At 44.4% G+C, this 20,562-nt stretch carries 10 protein-coding genes; 6 read left to right on the top strand and 4 right to left on the bottom strand.

Annotated elements, in window-relative coordinates:
• The first annotated feature begins 321 nt into the window (after positions 1 to 321).
• Together QUB33_RS08375 and QUB33_RS08370 are read left to right on the top strand one after the other, a co-directional pair.
• On the top strand, positions 322 to 861 hold the full coding sequence (locus QUB33_RS08375; protein ID WP_333349351.1) for an RNase A-like domain-containing protein: 540 nt from the start codon (positions 322 to 324) through the stop codon (positions 859 to 861).
• A complete protein-coding gene (locus QUB33_RS08370; protein WP_333349349.1) occupies positions 858 to 1,157 on the top strand; it encodes a contact-dependent growth inhibition system immunity protein in 300 nt (99 codons plus the stop codon). Before QUB33_RS08375 ends, QUB33_RS08370 begins: the two co-directional genes overlap by 4 nt.
• Positions 1,158 to 1,227: 70 nt before the next feature.
• Here QUB33_RS08370 and QUB33_RS08365 read toward each other — a convergent pair whose 3' ends face one another.
• From QUB33_RS08365 to QUB33_RS08355, 3 genes are all read right to left on the bottom strand, one after another.
• A complete protein-coding gene (locus tag QUB33_RS08365) occupies positions 1,228 to 2,556 on the bottom strand; it encodes a GH39 family glycosyl hydrolase (protein ID WP_333349347.1) in 1,329 nt (442 codons plus the stop codon).
• Positions 2,557 to 2,628: 72 nt separating this feature from the next.
• Positions 2,629 to 6,135 carry a glycosyltransferase gene (locus QUB33_RS08360; protein ID WP_333349345.1) on the bottom strand — a complete coding sequence of 1,169 codons (3,507 nt, stop codon included), beginning with the start codon at positions 6,133 to 6,135 and terminating at the stop codon, positions 2,629 to 2,631.
• A 130-nt stretch (positions 6,136 to 6,265) separates the two neighbouring features.
• Entirely contained in the window at positions 6,266 to 8,833 is a 2,568-nt protein-coding gene (locus QUB33_RS08355) for a glycosyltransferase (protein WP_333349343.1), read from the bottom strand.
• A 163-nt stretch (positions 8,834 to 8,996) separates the two neighbouring features.
• On the opposite strand from QUB33_RS08355, the gene QUB33_RS08350 reads away from it, so the two are divergent.
• From QUB33_RS08350 to QUB33_RS08340, 3 genes are all read left to right on the top strand, one after another.
• On the top strand, positions 8,997 to 11,315 hold the full coding sequence (locus QUB33_RS08350; RefSeq protein WP_333349341.1) for a tetratricopeptide repeat protein: 2,319 nt from the start codon (positions 8,997 to 8,999) through the stop codon (positions 11,313 to 11,315).
• Between the two features lie 173 nt (positions 11,316 to 11,488).
• Positions 11,489 to 12,781, top strand: a complete 1,293-nt coding sequence (locus tag QUB33_RS08345; protein ID WP_333349340.1) for an ATP-binding protein — start codon at positions 11,489 to 11,491, stop codon at positions 12,779 to 12,781.
• A 413-nt stretch (positions 12,782 to 13,194) separates the two neighbouring features.
• Complete coding sequence (locus QUB33_RS08340; RefSeq protein WP_333349338.1) at positions 13,195 to 18,390, top strand: PAS domain S-box protein; 5,196 nt, start codon at positions 13,195 to 13,197, stop codon at positions 18,388 to 18,390.
• 49 nt (positions 18,391 to 18,439) lie between these two features.
• Here QUB33_RS08340 and QUB33_RS08335 read toward each other — a convergent pair whose 3' ends face one another.
• Positions 18,440 to 19,003: a Uma2 family endonuclease gene (locus QUB33_RS08335; protein WP_333349336.1), complete on the bottom strand. Its 564-nt coding sequence runs from the start codon at positions 19,001 to 19,003 to the stop codon at positions 18,440 to 18,442.
• 164 nt (positions 19,004 to 19,167) lie between these two features.
• Between QUB33_RS08335 and QUB33_RS08330 the strand changes: the two genes are divergently transcribed.
• Positions 19,168 to 20,553, top strand: a complete 1,386-nt coding sequence (locus tag QUB33_RS08330) for a lipid-A-disaccharide synthase-related protein (RefSeq protein ID WP_333349386.1) — start codon at positions 19,168 to 19,170, stop codon at positions 20,551 to 20,553.
• Positions 20,554 to 20,562 lie beyond the last annotated feature (9 nt).

Below are 20,562 nucleotides of genomic sequence, written 5' to 3'. Positions count from 1 at the left end.
CATCAATCATCCGGCATTTTTTCAAAGAATTATTAACATTTTCTCATAGTGAGTGAAGCTTTGTAAACTACAAAAATTACGAATTATTATAAATAATCGTAGGCTGATCCGTGGGCACAGTGTATTTAGGAATAATCCTCGGGTGTTCCGTACACACCATGTATTTAAATGCTGCGCGCAATTTCTAACTAAGAGTAGGGTGGGTACTGCGGACAGTATATTTGAATACAGCGCAATTTATAACTTATTAAGGGTCGATTAAGAAATAGACAAAAGAACAGCAAATACCTATACTAAATATAAGAAATAGATTCAACAGCAATGAAAAATAAACTCGATCGCCTAAAAAAGTTTTTAGGTATCCTCTGTGCGATCGCCTCAATAATTATATTATTCCAATCGGCTATACCTGGTGTTTACGCCACGGTTGTTGCACCGAAAATCTCAACCCTACCACAAACGACCGTAGCTTTTGTACCCAACATACCGGGCGGCGGGTTAGACTTTCACGAATCAGCAGGAGGACACACTTTAGAGAGACACGTTGGCAAAACAGAAGCAGAACTAGCACAGCGACTCGCAAGCGAAACGAGAATTTCTGCCGCATCTTCATTTACTGATCGTTCCGTCGCCGAAGCGGCTATTGCAGAAGCAATGAACAGAAATCAAAGTGCGATCGACTCCTGGGTGAAAAGTCGAGGCAACCGTTATGCGATCGACTACAATGCCAACAGAATCATTGGCATTACTCTGCGTCGCCGCGCATCGAAAGCAACTTCGACATCTCGCCTGAGAATCGTCCTCCAGCGCAGCGCCAAATTACCTCCCGGATACTTTATCCTCACAGCTTATCCCCAATGATCAATCAATTTCCTCATTTAAGCCAATTTTTCAGTTCCTACTTTCATCAAGACTGGCCATTAGAAGCTGACACTCCCAGCGATGTAGTGAACAACTACCGCAGCAGCGAACCGCCCGCAAGTGTTGAAGCTGCATCGCAAGAACTCAGCAAACTGTTAGAAATGCCGATCGCCCCAGCGGATTTAGAAGCATTCATCTTTGATGAATTAGGGTGTTACTACGACCCACAATCCGAAAATCAAACAGTCCGAGAGTGGTTAGAATCTGTGCAAAAATCTTTGAAGAATCCTAGCTAAAATCTATATATTTGTAGGGACACGGCACTGCCATGTCCTCTATATAATTCCGATGCAACCGAGAACGATATCACTTGCTAACCGTCAATAAGTAGCCTTCGTGGACATTGAAATTAGGGATAACATAAGCCAAGCTGCCACTACTTACCGACAAACTTTCTTCTTTAACAGTGACAAGCTGTGGCACGGCTCCTTCTTGATTGTTGGGAATTTTTTCTAATTTTAGAGTAATTTTCTGACCTCTTTGAATGCCTAGCTGCTCCAAATTTCCGAGGCTTAATGTTACCGTTGTTGCTGAGGAAAAATTGGGGTCAAAATAACCTAAAAGTATCTGTGCTTTACCTTGAGGATTTGACTTGCTGGCTAAAGCGACAAGGCGATTGTTATTTGACCAACTCCGCACCCGCGAATTAACTCCATCAGCATAAGCTTTGTAAGCCCACCAAGCTGCTCTTGGCTCAAAAGTATTAGGCGTGACCATCCCACTCAGCGTATTGTTAAAGCAATTGCTAACTTTATTTGGCCCTTTAGTATCCCAACAAGCTCTGCAAGCACCGTCAGCTTTTGCATACTCTAAGTTATACAAATAACCTAAGATTTCCCCCGGCTGGTACTGCGCTAAGTTCCCGACAATTTCGTTGACGTAAATTTTTTGCAAGTTCAGTTCCTTGTAAGAGGGACTTTGCTGAAAATTACGTTTAGCGTCAATTACATGGTCGTCAACAAATAATATCATTGTATCATTTAGTTCGTGCCAAGCTAGGAAATTTACTTCCAGTTTGTTCGCTTTGCAGTAATTCAAAAAAGCGGTCAGATATTCTTTGTTGTAGTTGGTAATGCTCGGCCCGCCAATCATTGCTGACGGTCCTAATTCTTCTCGCAAAATTTTGTAAGCTCTTTTGTAGGTTTCAAAGAATTGTTCTCTGCTTCCATTCCAAAACGGATTTTTTAAATCTGGTTCATTCCATACATCCCAAATAATTTTCTTGCCTTTATTTTGCTGGGCTAACTGTCGAATGAATGCTTCCCACGCGGGGTAGTTTTGATAGGGCCAGCCATTGGGATTGCTACCGTAGCCCCACAAGTCGCTGACTAGTAACTGAAACTCGGCTCCGCTGGCGATTACTCGATCGTAAATATCGAGTCTCCCCGCCCGCCAAAGTTTGGGCTGCAAGGGTTTGATAGAACTATCCGGCGGCTGGCTAGTATCGATTCCGTGCAGGATGCCGCTCATGGAAATTATACCGGTGGCTGGCTGTCCAAAATCTACTGTAACGTTCGAGCGAAGTTGGGCAACAGTTGGTTGCTGTCCCAAATATGTGATTAACAGGAAAGTGACAATAGCTAAACCAATTGGCAGCAGTTTATTAATCCGTGGGAATTTGAATGTAAATTGCATATCTTTTCTTTGGTTGATGTTTTGTGGAATGAGGATCTTGCCCGTTCCTAAGAATGCTGCAAGAACTCAGTTTTAACGAACGGATGACAACACTTCAAAACCCTGTATTGATTCTATCACTTGTTGCCACGAGCGGGAGTTGATCAGCTCGTTGGTATCGAAATTAACCCCTTTTTCTACAGCAAAAATGCCAAAGTTTTTCACCCAATCAAAGATAGTTTCTGTGGTAAAATAAGGTGTACAAGCCCAAGCAGATTGCAAATTATTCACCATTTCGGACATATCTCCCCGATCGTAAGCCTCCCAAGCTTTCCACACTAAATAATAGTATTTCAGCAGTCTCTCCACTTGCTGTACCTGCTTTGTGAGTTTCGGACTAATAGAGAAACTGTCGCTATCACCGTCACTTACAAATGCCTGTTCAATTATTTCTTCATATTCCCGAAGCATCCGTTCTTCTTTGAATAGTTCTTGGGCTCGCGCTTTGCACGCTTGTCCTGCAAGTCGGCGCAAGTCGGGATTTTCTGCCCATATTTCCACCGTTTGTACCAACTCTTTTACTGTTCCTGCTGGGTCGATTGTAGGATCTGGGAGCAACTTTCCCGTGTCTCCCAATTCTTCAGGAATCCCGCTGACTGCTGTGGCAATTACGGGCAATCCTTTCGCCATTGCTTCCATAATTGCTAGTGGCATTCCCTCAGCTTCCGAAGATAAAATAAAGATGTCGCTAGCGTCGAGCCAATCGGCAATATCCCAGCGCTGTCCTAAGAATTTAACCTGTTCTTCTACTCCCAATTTGCTCACAGTTGCTCTTAATTCAGGTTCCAGATTATCGTGAGTGGTAGACCCAGGTCCAGCCCACACAAAGTAAATTTGGGGCCATATAGGACGAGATTTGAGTTGGGCGATCGCCTGCAATTGATACTGATATCCTTTAATTGGAGTCAACCTAGCCGCCGTAAAACAAACGACAGCATTTTCGGGGATTCCTTGTTCTTGACGCAGCCGTTGGCGAGTGGAAAGATTCGGCGGCTCAAAATAACTATTTGGTCTGCCATAATAGATTACTTTTCCTCGTTCTAGGCGCGCTTTAAATAGACTTTGGAACAAGTTTAAATTTTCGTGGGAAACTGCTACGGCGGCTTTGGCTACCATGTACTGGTAGGCAACTGCATCGAAATAGGGAATTTGATCGCCGCGATCGAAGGTTTCATAATTGCGATTGATATAACCCAGACTGATTATGTACGGTATATTTTGCTCGATCGCAACTTGTTTGGCTGCAAAGTTAGCCATCGGCCAGCCGTCACTAAATATAATTAAATCCGGTCGAGCCTGGGCGTAAATCTTTTGAGCATCATCCAAATTGTAAGCTATTCGCAAAAACTCTTTCATCGTGTTGAACTCTAGCCAAATATGTTCGATACCGAGCTGTTTTTGTTCGGTAATTAAAGGGTTAGAAGCTTGACTTTGAACGCTGGTTACTCGGTAGCCATCGGCAGCTAATTTACACATCAGCGAGTGGTTAAACTGAGCCAATCCGCCGACTCCTGAGTCTTCTGTGTACAGGACTACGTGCTTTGTTGGCTGCCGAGAAGTCAAACTGGGAGCCGATTGAAACTGATAAGGATTGTTCGCTGCGATCGCCACTATGTCTTGCCATTCCTGTAAATTGGTTAAGGCATAGGCATCAAAGTGGTAGTCGTACTGTTCGGAAACTCCTTTAAAAGTTTCCAGCCAATTAAAAACAGTTTCAGTACCTGTCAAACGAGTGTAATACAGAGATTTTTCCAGACTTTCGACCATTTCGGCCAAATATCCGTCGCGGTACATCCGCCATGCTATCCATACCAAAGACTTGTAACGTTCCGCGCGTTTTAAGTCGTGAATGTGCGGAGGTAAATCTGGCCGCGCGAAAAAATTATCCATCAAAATTTCGGTATTTTTCATTAATTGGGGACCGTTAGACATGATATTGCTGTCGTGCTGACGATAGCAGGTTAATATCTCTTTTAACCAAACTGACTTGCAGCCTTTTAAAGCTAAACGTAGCACAAAATCTAAATCTTCGGTTGGGGGGAAGCGATGATCGAAACCGCCCAAGCGTTCCCACCACTCTCGCCGCAGCATCATGGCGCTGGGACGCACTGATTTGTAGAAAACCAAGGCTTCTAAATCTAATTTTGGTTCTTCTTCCCAAGGCTTTACTCCATAGATCGCTTCGTCGTTGTCGCCAACTATCTGCCAACCTGTTTGCACCATATCTAATGTGGGATCAGCGTCAAAATAAGCTACTTGTTTTTCTAGTTTTTCGGGTAAGAAGAAGTCGTCAGCATCTAGAAAAGCTAAAAATTCCCCTTGTGCTAACTTACAAGCACGATTTCGAGCAATTGCTGCTCCTTGGTTATCTTGATAGATGTATTGAATTAAATCGAGGTAAGGTGACAAAACTTGGCAAGTGTTGTCAGTTGAGCCGTCGTCTACGACGATAATTTCCCAGTTTTGATAAGTCTGGGCCAGAACACTCTCTACGGATTTCACAATGTAGCGATCGCAGTTGTAAGCCGGGATGATGACACTAACGCGCACTTTTTTAGGAGTAATGATACTAGCCATTAACTGTTTCCATTCTGGGATTTTTCTGAGAGCAATGCCATCAATTGGGCAGCCGTAGCTTTGAGAAATTGGGGTAAGGCGCTTTACCCAATCTATTATAGTTAGTGTCAGCGAGGACGGGGTATAATCTAAAGATTTTTGCAAATACTCAGTCATTTCTGCCGGATAGCCGCTGTAGTAAAGTTGCCACGCCATCCATGTCAGAGCTTCATAAAAAGCCTGCTTTTCTAATTGGCGGATGTCCTGTGGCAAGTCGGCTCTACTGAAGAAATCTTGCTTTAATTTAATACAAAGGTTTGCCTGTTTTAGCGCTCTCTGGATGGACACATTTTGCCCGTGCTGGCGGTAGCATACTGTCACTTGAGGCAACCAAGCAGCTTCGCAGCCAGATAGTGCTAAACGCAAGATTAAGTCGGCATCATCTACTGAATCATACTGAGAATCAAAGCCACCGACTCGTTCCAGCCACTGCCGCGAAAACATCATGGCACTGGGAAGTAGGGGCAGATAAACAATCCAGGTTTTTAAGTCTAGCTGAGGCAAGTATTCCCAGGGTGTTACATCGAAAATACTTTCGCCTTGCTCTTTAACCATTCGCCAGCCACTATTAACAATTCCTAGTGATGGCTGAGCGTCAAATAACGCAACTTGTCGAGCTAACTTATCGGACAAGAAAAAGTCATCTTGATCTAAAAAAGCAATTAATTCACCTCGGGACTCCTGAATTCCTCGGTTGCGGGCGGCAGCTACTCCTTGGTTTTCCTGATAAACATAGCGAATTTTGTCAAAATAAGGGTGCAATGCTTGGCGGGTGTCGTCGGTTGAGCCGTCGTCTACGACGATAATTTCCAAGTTTTTATATGTTTGGCTGATGACGCTTTCTACCGCTTGCGCGATGTAGCGATCGCCATTATATGCTGGAATAATTACACTTACTCGCGGTGTCGAATTTGCCATTAACATGAGTTTTATCGGTGATAAGGAAGGGTTCGGCAACTGATTCACGGATGTAACGGATGTCAGGCGAAAGGCAGAAGGTCGAGGCAATTCTACTGCTGACAGCCATCATCATTTGAAATGTAAATCTGGTATTTTATCGTGCATAAAATACATATTCAATACCTTGTAATTCCTCGACTAAGTGTTGCCATTCTGTCGAACTAATTAGAGAATATGTATCTAAATTTTGCCCTGTAGTTGAGGAAAAATGAGCAAAATATTCTACCCAGTTTAAGAGCGTTTCTGTAGTCAAAAAAGGTGTGTACTTCAAAGATTCTTGAAGCGATTTCTGCATTCTGCTTAGATCTTCTTGACAGTAAGCCTGCCAAGCATTCCATACGAAAGAGCTGTAGTTGACTAGGCTTTCTATTTTCGCCATTGACCTCTGCACATTTTTTTGAGTAACAAATGAATCGGTTTGGCGATCGCAAAGTAAAGCTTTTTCGATCGCCTCAATCGACTCTACCAACATCCGTTCCTCTTTAAACACTTTCTCGGCTCGGTGCTTGCAAGCTTGACCGATTTGATGCCGTAATTCTGGATTGAACGACCAAGCTTCTACAGTTTTCGCCAATTCCCTCGCGGTGCCCTCTGGATCGGTATTCGGATCTGGCAACAATTTCCCCGTATCGCCAAGCCCTTCAGGAATGCCGCCCACAGCCGTTGCAACTACCGGCAATCCTTTAGCCATCGCTTCGATGACTGCTAGAGAAGGCGCGGCCTCTGCTAGAGAAGTCAAAACGAATATGTCGCTAGCATCCAGCCAATCTAGGATATCCCAGCGCTGTCCGATCGCCTTCACGCGATCACTCACCCCTAACTCTTTAATAGTTTCCCTCAATTCTATTTCTACATTGTCAGCGCTTCCCTCACCCGTTCCTGCCCACACAAAATACAGTTGAGACCACACAGGAGACTGCTGCAACTGCTTGATTGCTTCAATCTGATATCGATGCCCTTTAATCGATGCCAATCGAGCAGATGTGAAACAGACAATCGCATCTTCAGGAATCTCTATTTCTTGTCGCAGGCGTTGACGAGCCGCACCATTAGGAGGTGCAAAATATTCTGGAGAACGCCCCAAGTAAATCACCTGTCCTCGCTCTTTTGGCAAGTTGAAATGTTGGCACAATAAATTCAAATGTTCGTAAGCCAAAACAATCACGGCTCTAGCTTGCAGACAGTGGTATAGCACTCCTTGTGCATAAGGCACTACATCCCCGCAGGCAAAAGTTGCGTGTTCTGGCATAACTAACCCGATCAGCATAATGTATGGTATTCCCATTTGAATAACTACCTGTTTAGCTGCAAAGTTGGAAAATGGCCAACCATCGCTAAAAATAATTAGATCCGGTTTATTACTCGCAAAAATCTCTTGTGCATCCTGAGTATTTCTTAACACCCGCTGTAAATCTTTATGGCTGCTAAAATCCAGCCACAAATGCTCTATACCTAACTCTCGTTCTCGCTCAAGCAAGGGGCTAGAATGCTTGGTTTGCAAGCAAGTGACTCGATAGCCTAATAGGGCTAACTTACAGAGTAAGGCATGATTGTACTGCGCTAATCCTCCCACACCCGGATCATCGGTGTTGTAGAGTAGAATGTGCGTTTCCCTACGGGAGAGCTTCGCTTCACGCGCTTTTGAAGGTGTGGGAATAGAACTTTGTTGAGATTCGGGTGGATTAGTCATCACCATCAGAATTATCTCTTGCCATTCCGCTAACTTACTCAGCGAATAAGCGTCAAAATTTTCACCATATTCTTCCGAAGCCATCTGAAAACTTTCCAGCCAATTCAAGACTGTTCTTGTGGGCGAAAAAGGCGTATATTGCAATGACTTTTCCAAACACTGAGCCATCTCTGTTAGATGGCCGTCGCGATACATCCGCCAGGCCAGCCACTTTAAGCATTGATAGCGTTCCTGGTTTTTTAACTGCCGGATTGACTCAGGCAAATCCGGTCTATTGAAGAATTCTTTCATCAAAATTTCTGTATTCTTCATGAGCGGCAAACCGCTTGACATGATATTAGAGTTGTGCTGGCGATAACAGGTAAGAATCTCTTCTAACCAAACTGCTTTGTACCCCTTTAAAGTCAAACGCAAGGCAAAATCTAAATCTTCGGCTAGCCGAAAGTTAGAAGCGAAACCACCCAAATCTTCCCAGCAATTTCGGCGCAGCATCATCGCACTCGGACGCACACATTTATATATAATAAAGCTGGCTAAATCTAATTCGGGTGCGTGCTGCCAAGGCTTGACAGCAGAAATCTCTCGCCCGATTTCATCGACTAGCAGCCAACCTGTTTGCACCATGTCTAATGCGGGATCAGCGTCAAAGCAAGCTAGTTGTTTCTCTAGCTTGGATGGTAAGAAATAGTCATCGGCATCTAGAAACGCTAAAAACTTTCCTCTGGCTAGCTTACAAGCCTGATTTCGGGCAACTCCTACTCCTTGGTTTTCCTGATAAATGTAGCGAATTCTGTCAAAATAAGGTTGCAATACTTGCTGCGTGCGATCTGTCGAACCATCGTCTACAACTATAATTTCCAAATTAGTAAAAGTTTGACTTAGGGCGCTTTCTACCGCTTGCACGATGTAGCGATCGCCATTATATACAGGTATAATTACGCTAATAAGCGGTGTTCGATTGACTGTTGACATTATTTAGCTCGCTGTTAACCTATTACTGTCTAGTTTATATTAATCTCGCGGACATTTAGCACTATTATCAGCTCGCTAGCTTTACTTATTACAGAAACTTGAAGTTTGGCAAATTGTAGCATATAATTTTACAGGGAATGATTACTCAAAAGGAAAATAAAAAATGAATTCGGAAACAGCGCAGGTGAATTTTCAGCAACAGGCAGAACTTTATTTAGCTACAGGGAACTTTGAGCGGGCGATCGCACTTTGCCAACAAGTTTTGGCATCTGAACCCAACTCTCCAGAGACTTGCAAGACCTTGGGGAAGGCGCTGCAAGCTCAGGGTAAACTAGAAGACGCAAGGTATTGGTATAAAGTTGCCATCGCCCTGCAACCGGATTTTGCCGAAGCTTTTGCTAACCTCGGCACTCTCTGCGCTACATTGGAACAGTGGCAAGAGGCGATCGCCTGTTATCAAAAAGCCATCTCCCTCCAACCGGACTTTGCAGGATTCTATCGAAATTTGAGCCGGATATTTACCCAAGTCGGTCAGGCTGAGGAAGCAGCAGACTGTTGGTATCAAGCACTCATCTTACAGCCAATAGAAATAGCGGAAGAATATCTAGATTTTGGTAATACATTGCTTGCCCAAAATAAGCCCGAAAAAGCGCTAGTTTGTTACCACCGCACCATTATTTTAAACCCTAGTTGTTGCGAAGCTTATTGCAAAATAGCAGAAGCTGCTAGCGACTTGAAACAGTGGGACGAAGCTATTGTCAACTACCGCAAAGCTATTCAACTCCAGCCGGAGATTTCGGAGTTTTATTACAAATTAGGCAATGTTTTGCAAGCTAAGGAACTCTGGCGCGAAGCGGAGGCTGCCTACCAAAAAAGCATTGATTTAAATCCCAATTCTTTTTTGTCATACTACAACTTAGGCAGCGTGCTACTCAATTTAGAAAAATGGCAAGAAGCTGCGATCGCCTACCGCACGGCTGTGGAAATTAACCCGGATTATTCTTGGTCTTACTACAGCATCGGTGCAGCTTGCGATCGATTAGAAGAATGGTCTGAATCCGCTGCTGCTTACCAGCGCGCTACTGAAGTAGACCCAAATTTTTTCGCAGCTTTTCACAAGTTAGGAGATGCTCTTTTTAAACTAGAAAAGTGGTCAGAAGCTGAGGCTGCATACGAACGGGCGATCGCACTAAATGCGGATTTATTTTGGTCTCATTATAACTTAGCTTTGACTTTAGTTAAACTTCAAAAGTTTGCACCAGCAATACTCGCTTATCGGCGGGCGATCGCACTCAATCCAGAATTCTCTTGGACTTACCACAATTTAGGAGAAGTGCTGTTAAAAACCCAACAGTGGAAAGCCGCAGCTACCGCTTACCAACGTGCTATTGAACTTAATCCCAGTATTTCTTGGTCTTATTACAATTTAGGCGATGCTTTGAGTGAAACTCACGCATGGAACGATGCTGTTTCCGCCTACCTTTGTGCGCTTAAAATCGAGCCGTCTCTACCGGGAATTTACATAAAGTTAGGTGAGGCTCTAATTAAAAGAACTCCGGTAGATTCAGATGTAGTAACTAGCTACTATCACCACGAAATGCAGCCGCTGCACCCTCCTAAATTTTACTGCGAAATAGCCCAAAAATTTGCTGAGAGCGATCGGCGTAACGAAGCCATAATGTTGTACTTGATGGCATTAGAAATTAGACCCAAAGATCCAGAAATATCCCAAAAATTAGAGGATATTTTAGAAAAACAGCGTCAAACAGGGGAATCTACTCTATTATTAGAGTTAGAGGCTAAGGATATTCGCGATCGCTACATTGCCCGAGTAGTCAAAGGCAAGACTTTTGCAGAAGTCGGCGGCTTGTGGGGAACTGTCAGCGAAAAAGTATCTGTAGCTAGCAAATACGGTGCAGTTTCTCTGACAATGATTGATGTTTGCCCGGCATCCCTCCACTGGTGGCAAGATTTTCACGATCGCATGACAAGTTTAAATATTGCTAATTATCACTGTATCAATCAAGATATCACTCAGATTCAGCTTGCAGACATTGGCGAGCCTTACGATGTAGTTCACTGTGCAGGAGTTTTGTACCATCACCCCCATCCCTTGCAGATTTTAGTTGCCTTGCGTCAGATAACTCGCGAGCATTTAGTTTTCACTTCAGCTATTACCCAAGAAGTGATAGAAAATGAGTTGGGACGCTATGAAATTCCCGCTTCTGGAGTAATGTTTATTCCCGCTTTGGACGACGCAGAACGAGCTATTTTAACAGCTTACTGGCGGACATACATCAACAACAACCAACTTATAGGGATAACTGAGAAAGCAGTTTTTGACATGAACGATTTTGCGCCTTGCTGGTGGCTACCTACAGCTACTGCTTTAGAATCTATGTGCAAAGTCGCCGGATTTAAAGTTTTAGACAAAGGATTGACTTGGGACAATAATGCTTTGACTCTGCTGCTGGGGATTTGAGAACTGATAAACAAACAATAACAGGACTTGCTTGTACATAAACGGCTAAACACCCGGTTAATGAGCCGATTCCTCGTTTTTTTTTCCAATATTCCTACTAGAAACCGGGTGTTTTCCGTAAGACCTAAATAAAATAGCTGCAAACATCTTTTGTGAAAACAAGGAAATAATCAATGAACAATCACCAACCAGGGACGCCGTTAGGAAACATTTTAGTAGTAGACGATACAGCAGAAAACCTGCGTCTGTTGTCTACGATGTTGACTCAGAGGGGGTACACCCCCCGCTGCGTGATTAACGGAAAAATGGCTCTGAGAGCCTGCAATTCTAATCCACCCGATTTGATTTTGCTCGACATAATGATGCCGGAAATGAACGGTTACGAAGTTTGTCAGCACTTGAAATTAGAGCCTAAAACTCGCGAAATTCCGGTAATTTTTATCAGTGCTAAAGATGAAACTTTCGACAAAGTAAACGCATTTGCTGTGGGAGCTGTGGACTATATCAGCAAGCCATTTCAGTTTGAAGAAGTGCTCGCCCGCATCGAAAGTCACCTTAGCCTGCGGAATTTACAAAAGCAGCTAAAAGAACAAAATATGCTGCTGCAAGAAGAAATCACTAGCCGTTTAGCAGTTGAAAAAACGCTTCAGGAAAAAAATCAAATTTTGCAACAAGAAATCAGCACCCGTCGCGCCGTTGAAAAAGCTTTGCAAGAGCAAAATTTGGTACTCCAACAAGAGATATCAAACCGCCAGCGCGCCGAATCTGCTCTATTAAAATCTAACCAAGAATTGGCGCGTTCAAATGCGGAACTAGAACAATTTGCTTATGTGGCTTCTCACGACTTACAAGCGCCTTTAGCAACCATTGCCAGTTACGCTCAACTTTTAGAAAAACGCTACAAAGACCAACTCGACACCCAAGGTAGTAAGTTTATCGGCAATATCGTTCAGGGCTGCACCAGAATGCAAACTTTAATTGACGATTTACTCGAATATTCGCGCGTTGGCCGGAGTCGGAAACCTTTTGAAATGACAGATTGCAATCACGCAGTCGAGCAAGCACTCGCGAACCTGCAAGGGGCGATCCGCGAGACTAAAGCCGTTGTCACGTACAGCGAATTACCCGCGGTAATGGGGGATATTTCTCAACTCATACAGCTATTTCAAAATTTAGTCAGCAATGCGATTAAATATCGCCACGATGCACCGCCTGTGGTTCATATTACCGCTTGCCGACAGGAGGAAAACTGGTTAATTTCTGTCTCAGATAATGGAATTGGGATTGCTCCCCAGCATCAAAAACGTATCTTTCAAATTTTCCAGCGCTTGCATACTCAAAGAGAATATTCGGGGACAGGTATTGGTTTAGCAATTTGTCAAAAGATTGTGGAACTTCACGGGGGATGTATCTGGGTGGAATCGGAACCGGAGCAAGGTTCTACGTTTCACTTTACTCTCCTTTAAGTGAGGCATCTTTTCGTCAAAAGGTAGAAGTTCTAAGGTAGGAAAACTCAATTTATTTCTATATTGTAAGTGAGAAACTAGAAATTACAATTGACCATTTAACACCATTTTACATAAAAAAAGAAGTAAAAAGTTGGAAATTTTTGTGACGATACGGCTGATAAATTTGACTCCCGTTGCATTCTTTTTAACTGGTATAAATGACAAGTTACAAAAAAATGTTTTCCGTTGACAGTCTAGTTAGTGCGTGATATAATTTTAATTATTAAAGACATTTTTTGTAGCGCTTGCTCACCCCGCCATCTTACGGTCAATCTTACGGTCGATGTATGTGTACGTACAATTGAATGGCTGCCCTGAAAATAAAAAGTCAAATTCAAGTTAGTTTAACATTTTGTTGATTAATAAATATTATGAAAGCAGTTTTTAACTTAGCTTTGCCTCCTATCTGCTTTAAAGTTCTCTTAGTAGAAGACAACCCTCAGGAAGCTGAGCTGATTGAAGATTTGCTGTCAGAAATTGGCGGCGCGCAGCGTATAGTGCTGACGAAAGTAGAGCGCCTCAGCGAAGCGCAGCAGCGATTGAATCAAGAAACTTTTGACATAATTTTATTAGACCTTTCACTGCCAGATAGTCTGGGAATCGAGACGGTGGCTCGGGTACAAGAATACGGGGTAAATGTGCCGATCGTAGTTCTGACCGCCCAAAACGACGAAGAACTTGCCCTGCGGTTGATTTCGGTCGGGGTCCAGGATTATTTGGTAAAAAGAAAAATTGACAGCGAACTGTTAATTCGATCGCTCCGTTACGCCATAGAACGCCAGAACAGTCAAGATGCTTTGCGAAAAAGTGAAGAAAAATATCGCTCGGTGGTGGAAAATTCCCTGATCGGCATTGCCATCACCGCTCCAATTATTGACAGCGAAATTCCTCAAAGTTGCCACTGGATAGAAGTTAACGATGCCCTGTGCAATTTGCTGGGCTATGAGCGCTACGAACTCGTGCAAAAGAATTGGCTAGAGTTGACTCATCCAGAGGATTTGCAGGTTAATTGTGAAAAGTTTTCTCAGATGTTAGCAGGTAGGCTCGACGGTTACATCTTAGACAAAAGGTGGCTCAGAAAAAACGGCGAAATAGTTCACACGCGAGTTTCCCTACGCTGTATGCGCCGCCTGGACAGGTCTATCGACCGGATAATCGAAGTAGTGTTGGACGTGAGCGATCGCTACCGTTACGAAGCAAAACTGAAAGCGTCAGAAGGATTTTTAAACCACACCATAAATGCTACGCCAGACCCCATTTTTGTCAAAGACGAGCAACACCGCTGGATGATATTAAATGATGCTTTTTGTCAGTTGGTCGGCAAATCGCGGGAAGAGCTGATTGGCAAATCTGATTATGACTTTTTCCCCGAATCAGAAGCTGCTGTTTTTTGGACAAAAGATGAAGAAGTATTGACAACGGGTGTCTGCTTGGAAACTGAAGAAAAATTCACAGACTTTGCCGGGAGAGAACACATAATTTCTACCAAAAAAAGCGTTTTTCAAATAGCAGACGGCAGTAAAGTAATAGTGGGTACAATTAGAGATTTTACCGAATACAGACAGCAACAAAAAGCCCTGGAACAAAGCGAAGCTCGCTTTCAAAAATTGGTAGCTAACCTGCCGGGAACAATTTATCAATTACGGATGTCATCAACGGGAAAAATGTCTTTCCCCTACATCTCTTCAGGCAGCCGCCAACTCTACGAATTAGAGGCAGAAGCAATAGAACAAAATGCGGAACTCATTTCCAAGGGAATTCACCCAGACGATCTCTTAGATTTAAAAGCATCGATCGCAATTTCAGCCACTATGCTGGAACCTTGGCAGCAGCAGTGGCGGCAGACTTTACCATCTGGAAAAGTTAAGTGGCTGCAAGGAGCTGCGAGACCAGAAAGGCTCACTAATGAGAGCAACTGTGGCAGTGAAGGCGATATTCTCTGGGACGGTTTAGTGATGGATATTACTGAATTAAAGCAGGCACAAACAGAGCGCGATCGTTTTTTTACCATCTCCTTAGATTTGCTTTGCATTGTAGGTTTTGACGGTAATTTTAAACGTTTAAACCCAGCTTGGTCAACAGCTTTAGGCTACAGTATTAGTGAAATGTTGGGCAAGCCAATGATCGAATTTGTTCATCCAGACGATCGAAAAGCCACCGCAGCCGAAGGGGCAAAACTAATAGCCGGTACGTCTAGTATCTCGTTTGAAAACCGCTACATCTGCAAAGACGGTTCTTACAAATGCTTCCTGTGGACGGCATCGCCATTTACCGAAGAAGGTTTAATTTACTCAGTCGGTCACGACATTACCTCTCGTAAACAAGTAGAGTCCCAACTCCAGCGACAAGCAGTAGCAATGGCCGCTGCTTATGACGGCATCGCCATTTTTAATAATAATAAAGAATGTATTTATTCAAACGAAGCTTATCTCAAAATGTACGGTTTGTCAAGCCCTAGCGAACTGTATGGGAAGAAATGGAATATGCTCTACAGCAAAGCAGAAAATCTATTGTTTGAACTACAAATAATGCCGATGCTTCTGCAAAAAGGGTACTGCAATATAGAAGCGAGCGGTCAGCGCCCGGACGGTACTAAGTTCCCTCAAGAATTGTCCCTGACAATGCTTGTAGGTGGCGAAATCATTTCTATAGTCCGCGATATAACTAATAGAAAACAGGTAGAATCAGCCCTGCGGTCGAGCCAGCGCCGCTACCAAACTTTAGCCGAAGCATCGCCAGTTTGCATATTCCATACCGACACCTTGGGAAATTGCCTTTATGTGAATCAAAGGTGGAGCGAAATTACGGGATTAAACGCAGAATTAGCAGCAGAAATTGGCTGGATGAATGCCATACATCCCGATGATGTCGAGCGGATAAAAAATGAATGGCATCGAGCAATTATTGATAAAACTCCTTTTAAATCAGAATACCGCTTTCAGCGTCCCGACGGTCGGGTAATTTGGGTGATAGGTCAGGCCATTGCAGAAATCGGAGACAAGCAGGAGATTAAAGGCTATATCGGCACTATTACTGATATTAGCGATCGCAAACAAGCAGAATTAGATTTGCTGCGAGTTACTCAAGCGGTGGAAAGCACCAGCGATGCGATCGGCATTGCTGACTTGACAGGGCGATCGCTCTACCACAATCAAGCCTTTGTTCAACAGTACGGCTACACAGCAGAAGAACTAAACACAGCAGGCGGATTAACAGCAATTTACCCCCAAAGTAATGTGCTGCTAGAAATGTTTAAAACGCTCCGTAAAGGCAAATCTTGGCAAGGCGAACTCAAAATCAACACTAAAAACAACAAACTGGTAACAACTTTATTTCGCGCCGACGGCATTAAAGATGAAACTGGTCATTTAATCGGGTTAGTGGGAGTAATTACCGACATCACCGAACGCAAACAAGCGGAGATGGCCCTGCAGCAGCAATTAAGGCGAGAACGGCTGGTAGTTGCCATGCTCGATCGCATTCGCTCTTCCCTCAATTTAGAAGAAGTCCTCAGCACTGCTGTCGAAGAAGTGCGGCACTTTTTGCAAACAGACCGCACAGTTATTTACCGCTTTAATCCCGACTGGAGCGGTCTTGTAGTTGTCGAATCCGTAGCAAAAAATATAATTTCATTGCGAAATTTTGACAATTTGGATACGTGTTTTAGAGACAAGTTTGTTGATATTTACCAGCAAGGTAATATTCGTGCTATAGCAGATATTTACGCGGAAAATTTGAGCGAATGTCACATTAAATTTCTCGAACAATTTGAAGTTAAAGCTAACTTAATAGTGCCGATTTTACAAGCACGAGAAAGCATTTCCCAAGTCCAACCGACGGCAGAAAATCACCTCTGGGGACTCCTGATCGCCCACGATTGCAGTGGCCCCCGTTCCTGGGATTCGTCAGAAATAGAATCCCTCCGGCAATTGTGCGTGCAATTGGCGATCGCGATCCAGCAATCCACGCTATTTCAACAAGCACAAACCGAAATTGCCGACCGCAAACTTGCAGAATCTGCCCTCCAACAAGCTGCACTAGCCGCAGAAAGCGCCAACCGCGCCAAAAGCGAATTTCTTGCCAATATGAGCCACGAACTACGCACGCCTTTAAACGGCGTTTTAGGTTACGCTCAAATCCTCAAAACCGACAAAGACTTAAACTCAGATCACCAAGAAAGTCTCAGCAATATTCAACAGTGCGGTCAACACCTGCTGATGTTAATCGACGATGTTTTAGATCTTTCCAAAATTGAAGCTAGAAAAATGGAACTCTACCCGGAAGAGTTGAATTTTCTAAATTTCACGAAAAACATTGCCGATCTCTTTCAGATGCGGGCCTCTCAAAAAGAAATTTTATTCCATTACGAACAAGTCTCTCCCCTGCCTAGCTGCGTTCGTGTCGATCCAAAAAGATTGCGCCAAATTCTCATAAATTTACTCAGCAATGCCGTTAAATTTACGAACAGCGGCGGTGTGACTTTCAAAGTCGGCTATGTCGGCACAGGGGCCTGGAGTCGAGGGCAAGGAGAAAATTATGAGTTCTCGACTTTGAGTTCGGAACTGAAAGAAAATTATATGCGCTTCGCCCACAATGCGATCGCCGCCAAACACGCTTTAAAAATCCGCTTTCAAGTCGAGGATACCGGCACAGGAATAGAGCAAAGCAAGTTAGAAGAAATATTTTTGCCTTTCCACCAAGTAGGAGGCAATACGTTTGTTGAAGGTACAGGTCTCGGACTCTCGATTAGCCAGAAATTAGCGAAACTAATGGGTACCGAAATTCGCGTTCACAGCACTGTGGGAAAAGGCAGCACTTTTTGGGTAGATTTAGAAGTGCCAGCAGCTAAACGGTACTTGGAGGTGTCTCCTTTGCAGGAAAAACGCTGGCTTGTCGGTTTTATCGGCAACAAGCGGAAAGTGCTAATCGTGGATGACAATCAACTCGATCGCGATTTGTTGTGCAGGCTGCTGCGGCGTTTGGGATTTGAGGTTGCAGAGGCCCAAAACGGTCAAGAATGCCTCTGCAAAACAGTTGAATTTCACCCGGATGTGATTTTAATGGACTTGCGGATGCCTGTAATGGATGGCTTAGAAAGTGCAAGGAAACTGCGGCAGTTGCCGGAAGTAAAAGATGTTGTGTTAATCGCTATGTCAGCTAGCGTTTTCGAGGCGACGCAGCAAGATAGCATCCTCGCAGGGTACGATGCTTTTCTTCCCAAACCGATCGAAGCAAATCACTTTTTGGAACAGTTGCGCGTGCATTTGGGACTAGAATGGATTTATGGGGAATCTTCGGAAAACAACAAGCGCAAAACTCCCAGTTTGTCACCAGCCTCTGATTTTCCTGCTTATTCTTCTCTATTACCTGCGGCTTCTGAGTCAGTAGCAAAACTTTTGAAACTCGCAGCTATGGGCGACATTGAAGAAATTTTTGAGGAGAGTGCTAAGCTGGAGAGTTTAGAACCTAATTTAGTGCCTTTTGTCTCGAAGCTGCGCCAACTTGCTAAGGGATTTCAGCTCAAACAAATTCGGAATACTTTAAAGCAATATATCGATGGTCAGTAGTCAGTGGTGAGTAGTGATATCATGTTCGGTCGCTCAATAGGACATGATATCACTCTAATAGCCAACCAAATAATTCTCCTACTGTCAGTTGCAATTCCCTGGCAAAAGATGGCATGGGCAATAACTGTTCCGGTTCGTCAAACACCTCCGTTGATTGAGTCGGCCGATATACAAAAACCGATTGCTCCTCTGGATCGATTAACCAACCCATTTGAGTGCCGTGTTTGAGACAATGTAAAATATTTTTAGTAACTTTAGTTTGGTTTTGGTCGGGGGAGAGGATTTCAATTGTCCAATCCGGGGCGATCGCAAACACATTTGCCACACCACCATTTTCTTTACGGGGAATGCGCTCCCAAGTGAATACAGTCACGTCTGGAACGATCGCTCGACCGCCAAAAATGCACCGTAGTTCGGGAAATGCTCGCGCCACCTTTTGAGATTTGAGAGTAGCATTAGCAGCACTTGTCAACTCGCCTTGAATGACACTATGTTCTCCTTGAGGCATCGGTTTTTGAATGATTGCACCGTCAATGTACTCGCTGGCTGGTTTGGTTTCTGGCAACTTCAGAAACTCTTGGAGTGTCAAAGATTTTGGCAGGGTTTGTACCATCCGATTTTACCTCTAAAATAGGAGTTTCCTCTGCTATTTTACCAAAAAGTCCCCGCCTCGTGCGATCGTCGCTCCACTTACTTCTTCCTTCGGCTATACCACCTTGCATCCTGCGGCTAATCTTGCTTCTATATATTCAGAGACAGTTTTTGAGAGAGTTGGGATTGAAATTACTTTGCCTCAGTAACGGCCACGGAGAAGACGCGATCGCCCTTCGCATCTTGCAGGAACTGCAACAGCACCCGCACCCGCCAGAATTAGCCGTCTTTCCGCTAGTGGGTGAAGGGCAAGCTTTCGCTCAACTAGAAAACGCCCGCATCATCGGCCCGGTGCAGCGGATGCCTTCGGGCGGCTTTATTTACATGGACGGGAGGGAATTTTTGCGCGATGTCAAAGGCGGCCTGCTTCAGTTAACCATCGCTCAGTTTAAAGCCATCCGCGCTTGGGTGCGATCGCAACAACAGTCTGGGAATCAAGACGGCGTTATTTTAGCCTGCGGGGATATTGTACCGCTGCTGTTTGCTTGGCTCAGCGGCGCGCCCTACGCCTTTGTCGGTACTGCCAAGTCAGAGTATTATTTGCGCGACGAGAACGGGCCTCTGGCTCGCAAATCCCGAGTCTTTGGTTGGTGGGGTTGCCCGCGCTCGGTTTATTTGCCTTGGGAGCGCTGGTTGATGACTCGATCGCGCTGTCGGGCCGTTTTTGCCAGGGACGCGCTAACCGCCGAGACTTTACAAAAGCTGGGAATTCCCGCTTACAATCTCGGAAACCCGATGATGGACGGACTGCAACCGGAAAATCCAGCCGGTTTTTACGGCCCTGACGCAGAGTTGCGGGAAAGGTCGCGATCGCTCGTCATCACCTTACTGCCCGGTTCTAGAGCGCCGGAAGCCTATGCTAATTGGCTGCTAATAATAGAGGCTGTAGCCGGAATTTTATCGCTGTTTGCCGATCGCAAATTGTTATTTTTTGGAGCCATTTCTCCAGAGTTAAATTTAGAAGCTTTGCGACCTAGTTTAGAATTTTTCGGCTGGCGACAAGAAGGCGAAACTCGAACGCAGCGGCGAGAAGGAAGTATTTTGCGACCTCCTGTTTCTAGCGGTCAAGAAATTCAGAAAGAATCTCCTAATTTGCTATTGCCCTTAACCTTTGTCCAGAGAAACGCCACGATGATTTTAACTCAGCAAAGTTTTAACGATTGTTTGTACGAAGCAGATTTAGCAATAGCAATGGCCGGAACTGCTACAGAACAATTTGTAGGTTTAGGAAAACCGGCGATCGCCATTCCCGGAAACGGCCCGCAATTTACTCCAGCTTTTGCAGAAGCTCAAAGTCGCCTGTTAGGCCCGTCATTAATTTTAGTCAAACATCCCGCCGAAGTTGCCGGCGCCGTGCAGTCTTTGCTCCGCGACCCCGACAGGTTGCAGCTAATCGCTGAAAATGGCGTGCGCCGCATGGGAGAACCCGGTGCAGCAGCCAGAATTGCCGCGTGTTTAATGCAGCGCTTCGGCGGTGAATCCAGCAATTCTCAATTGCCTGCAATTCACTAGGAACAAAAC

The organism is Microcoleus sp. B3-A4 (assembly GCF_036705385.1).
Lineage (GTDB): Bacteria > Cyanobacteriota > Cyanobacteriia > Cyanobacteriales > Microcoleaceae > Microcoleus.
Note: the sequence above shows the minus strand (reverse complement) of the source record. Positions and strands in the feature narration are given on the sequence as shown.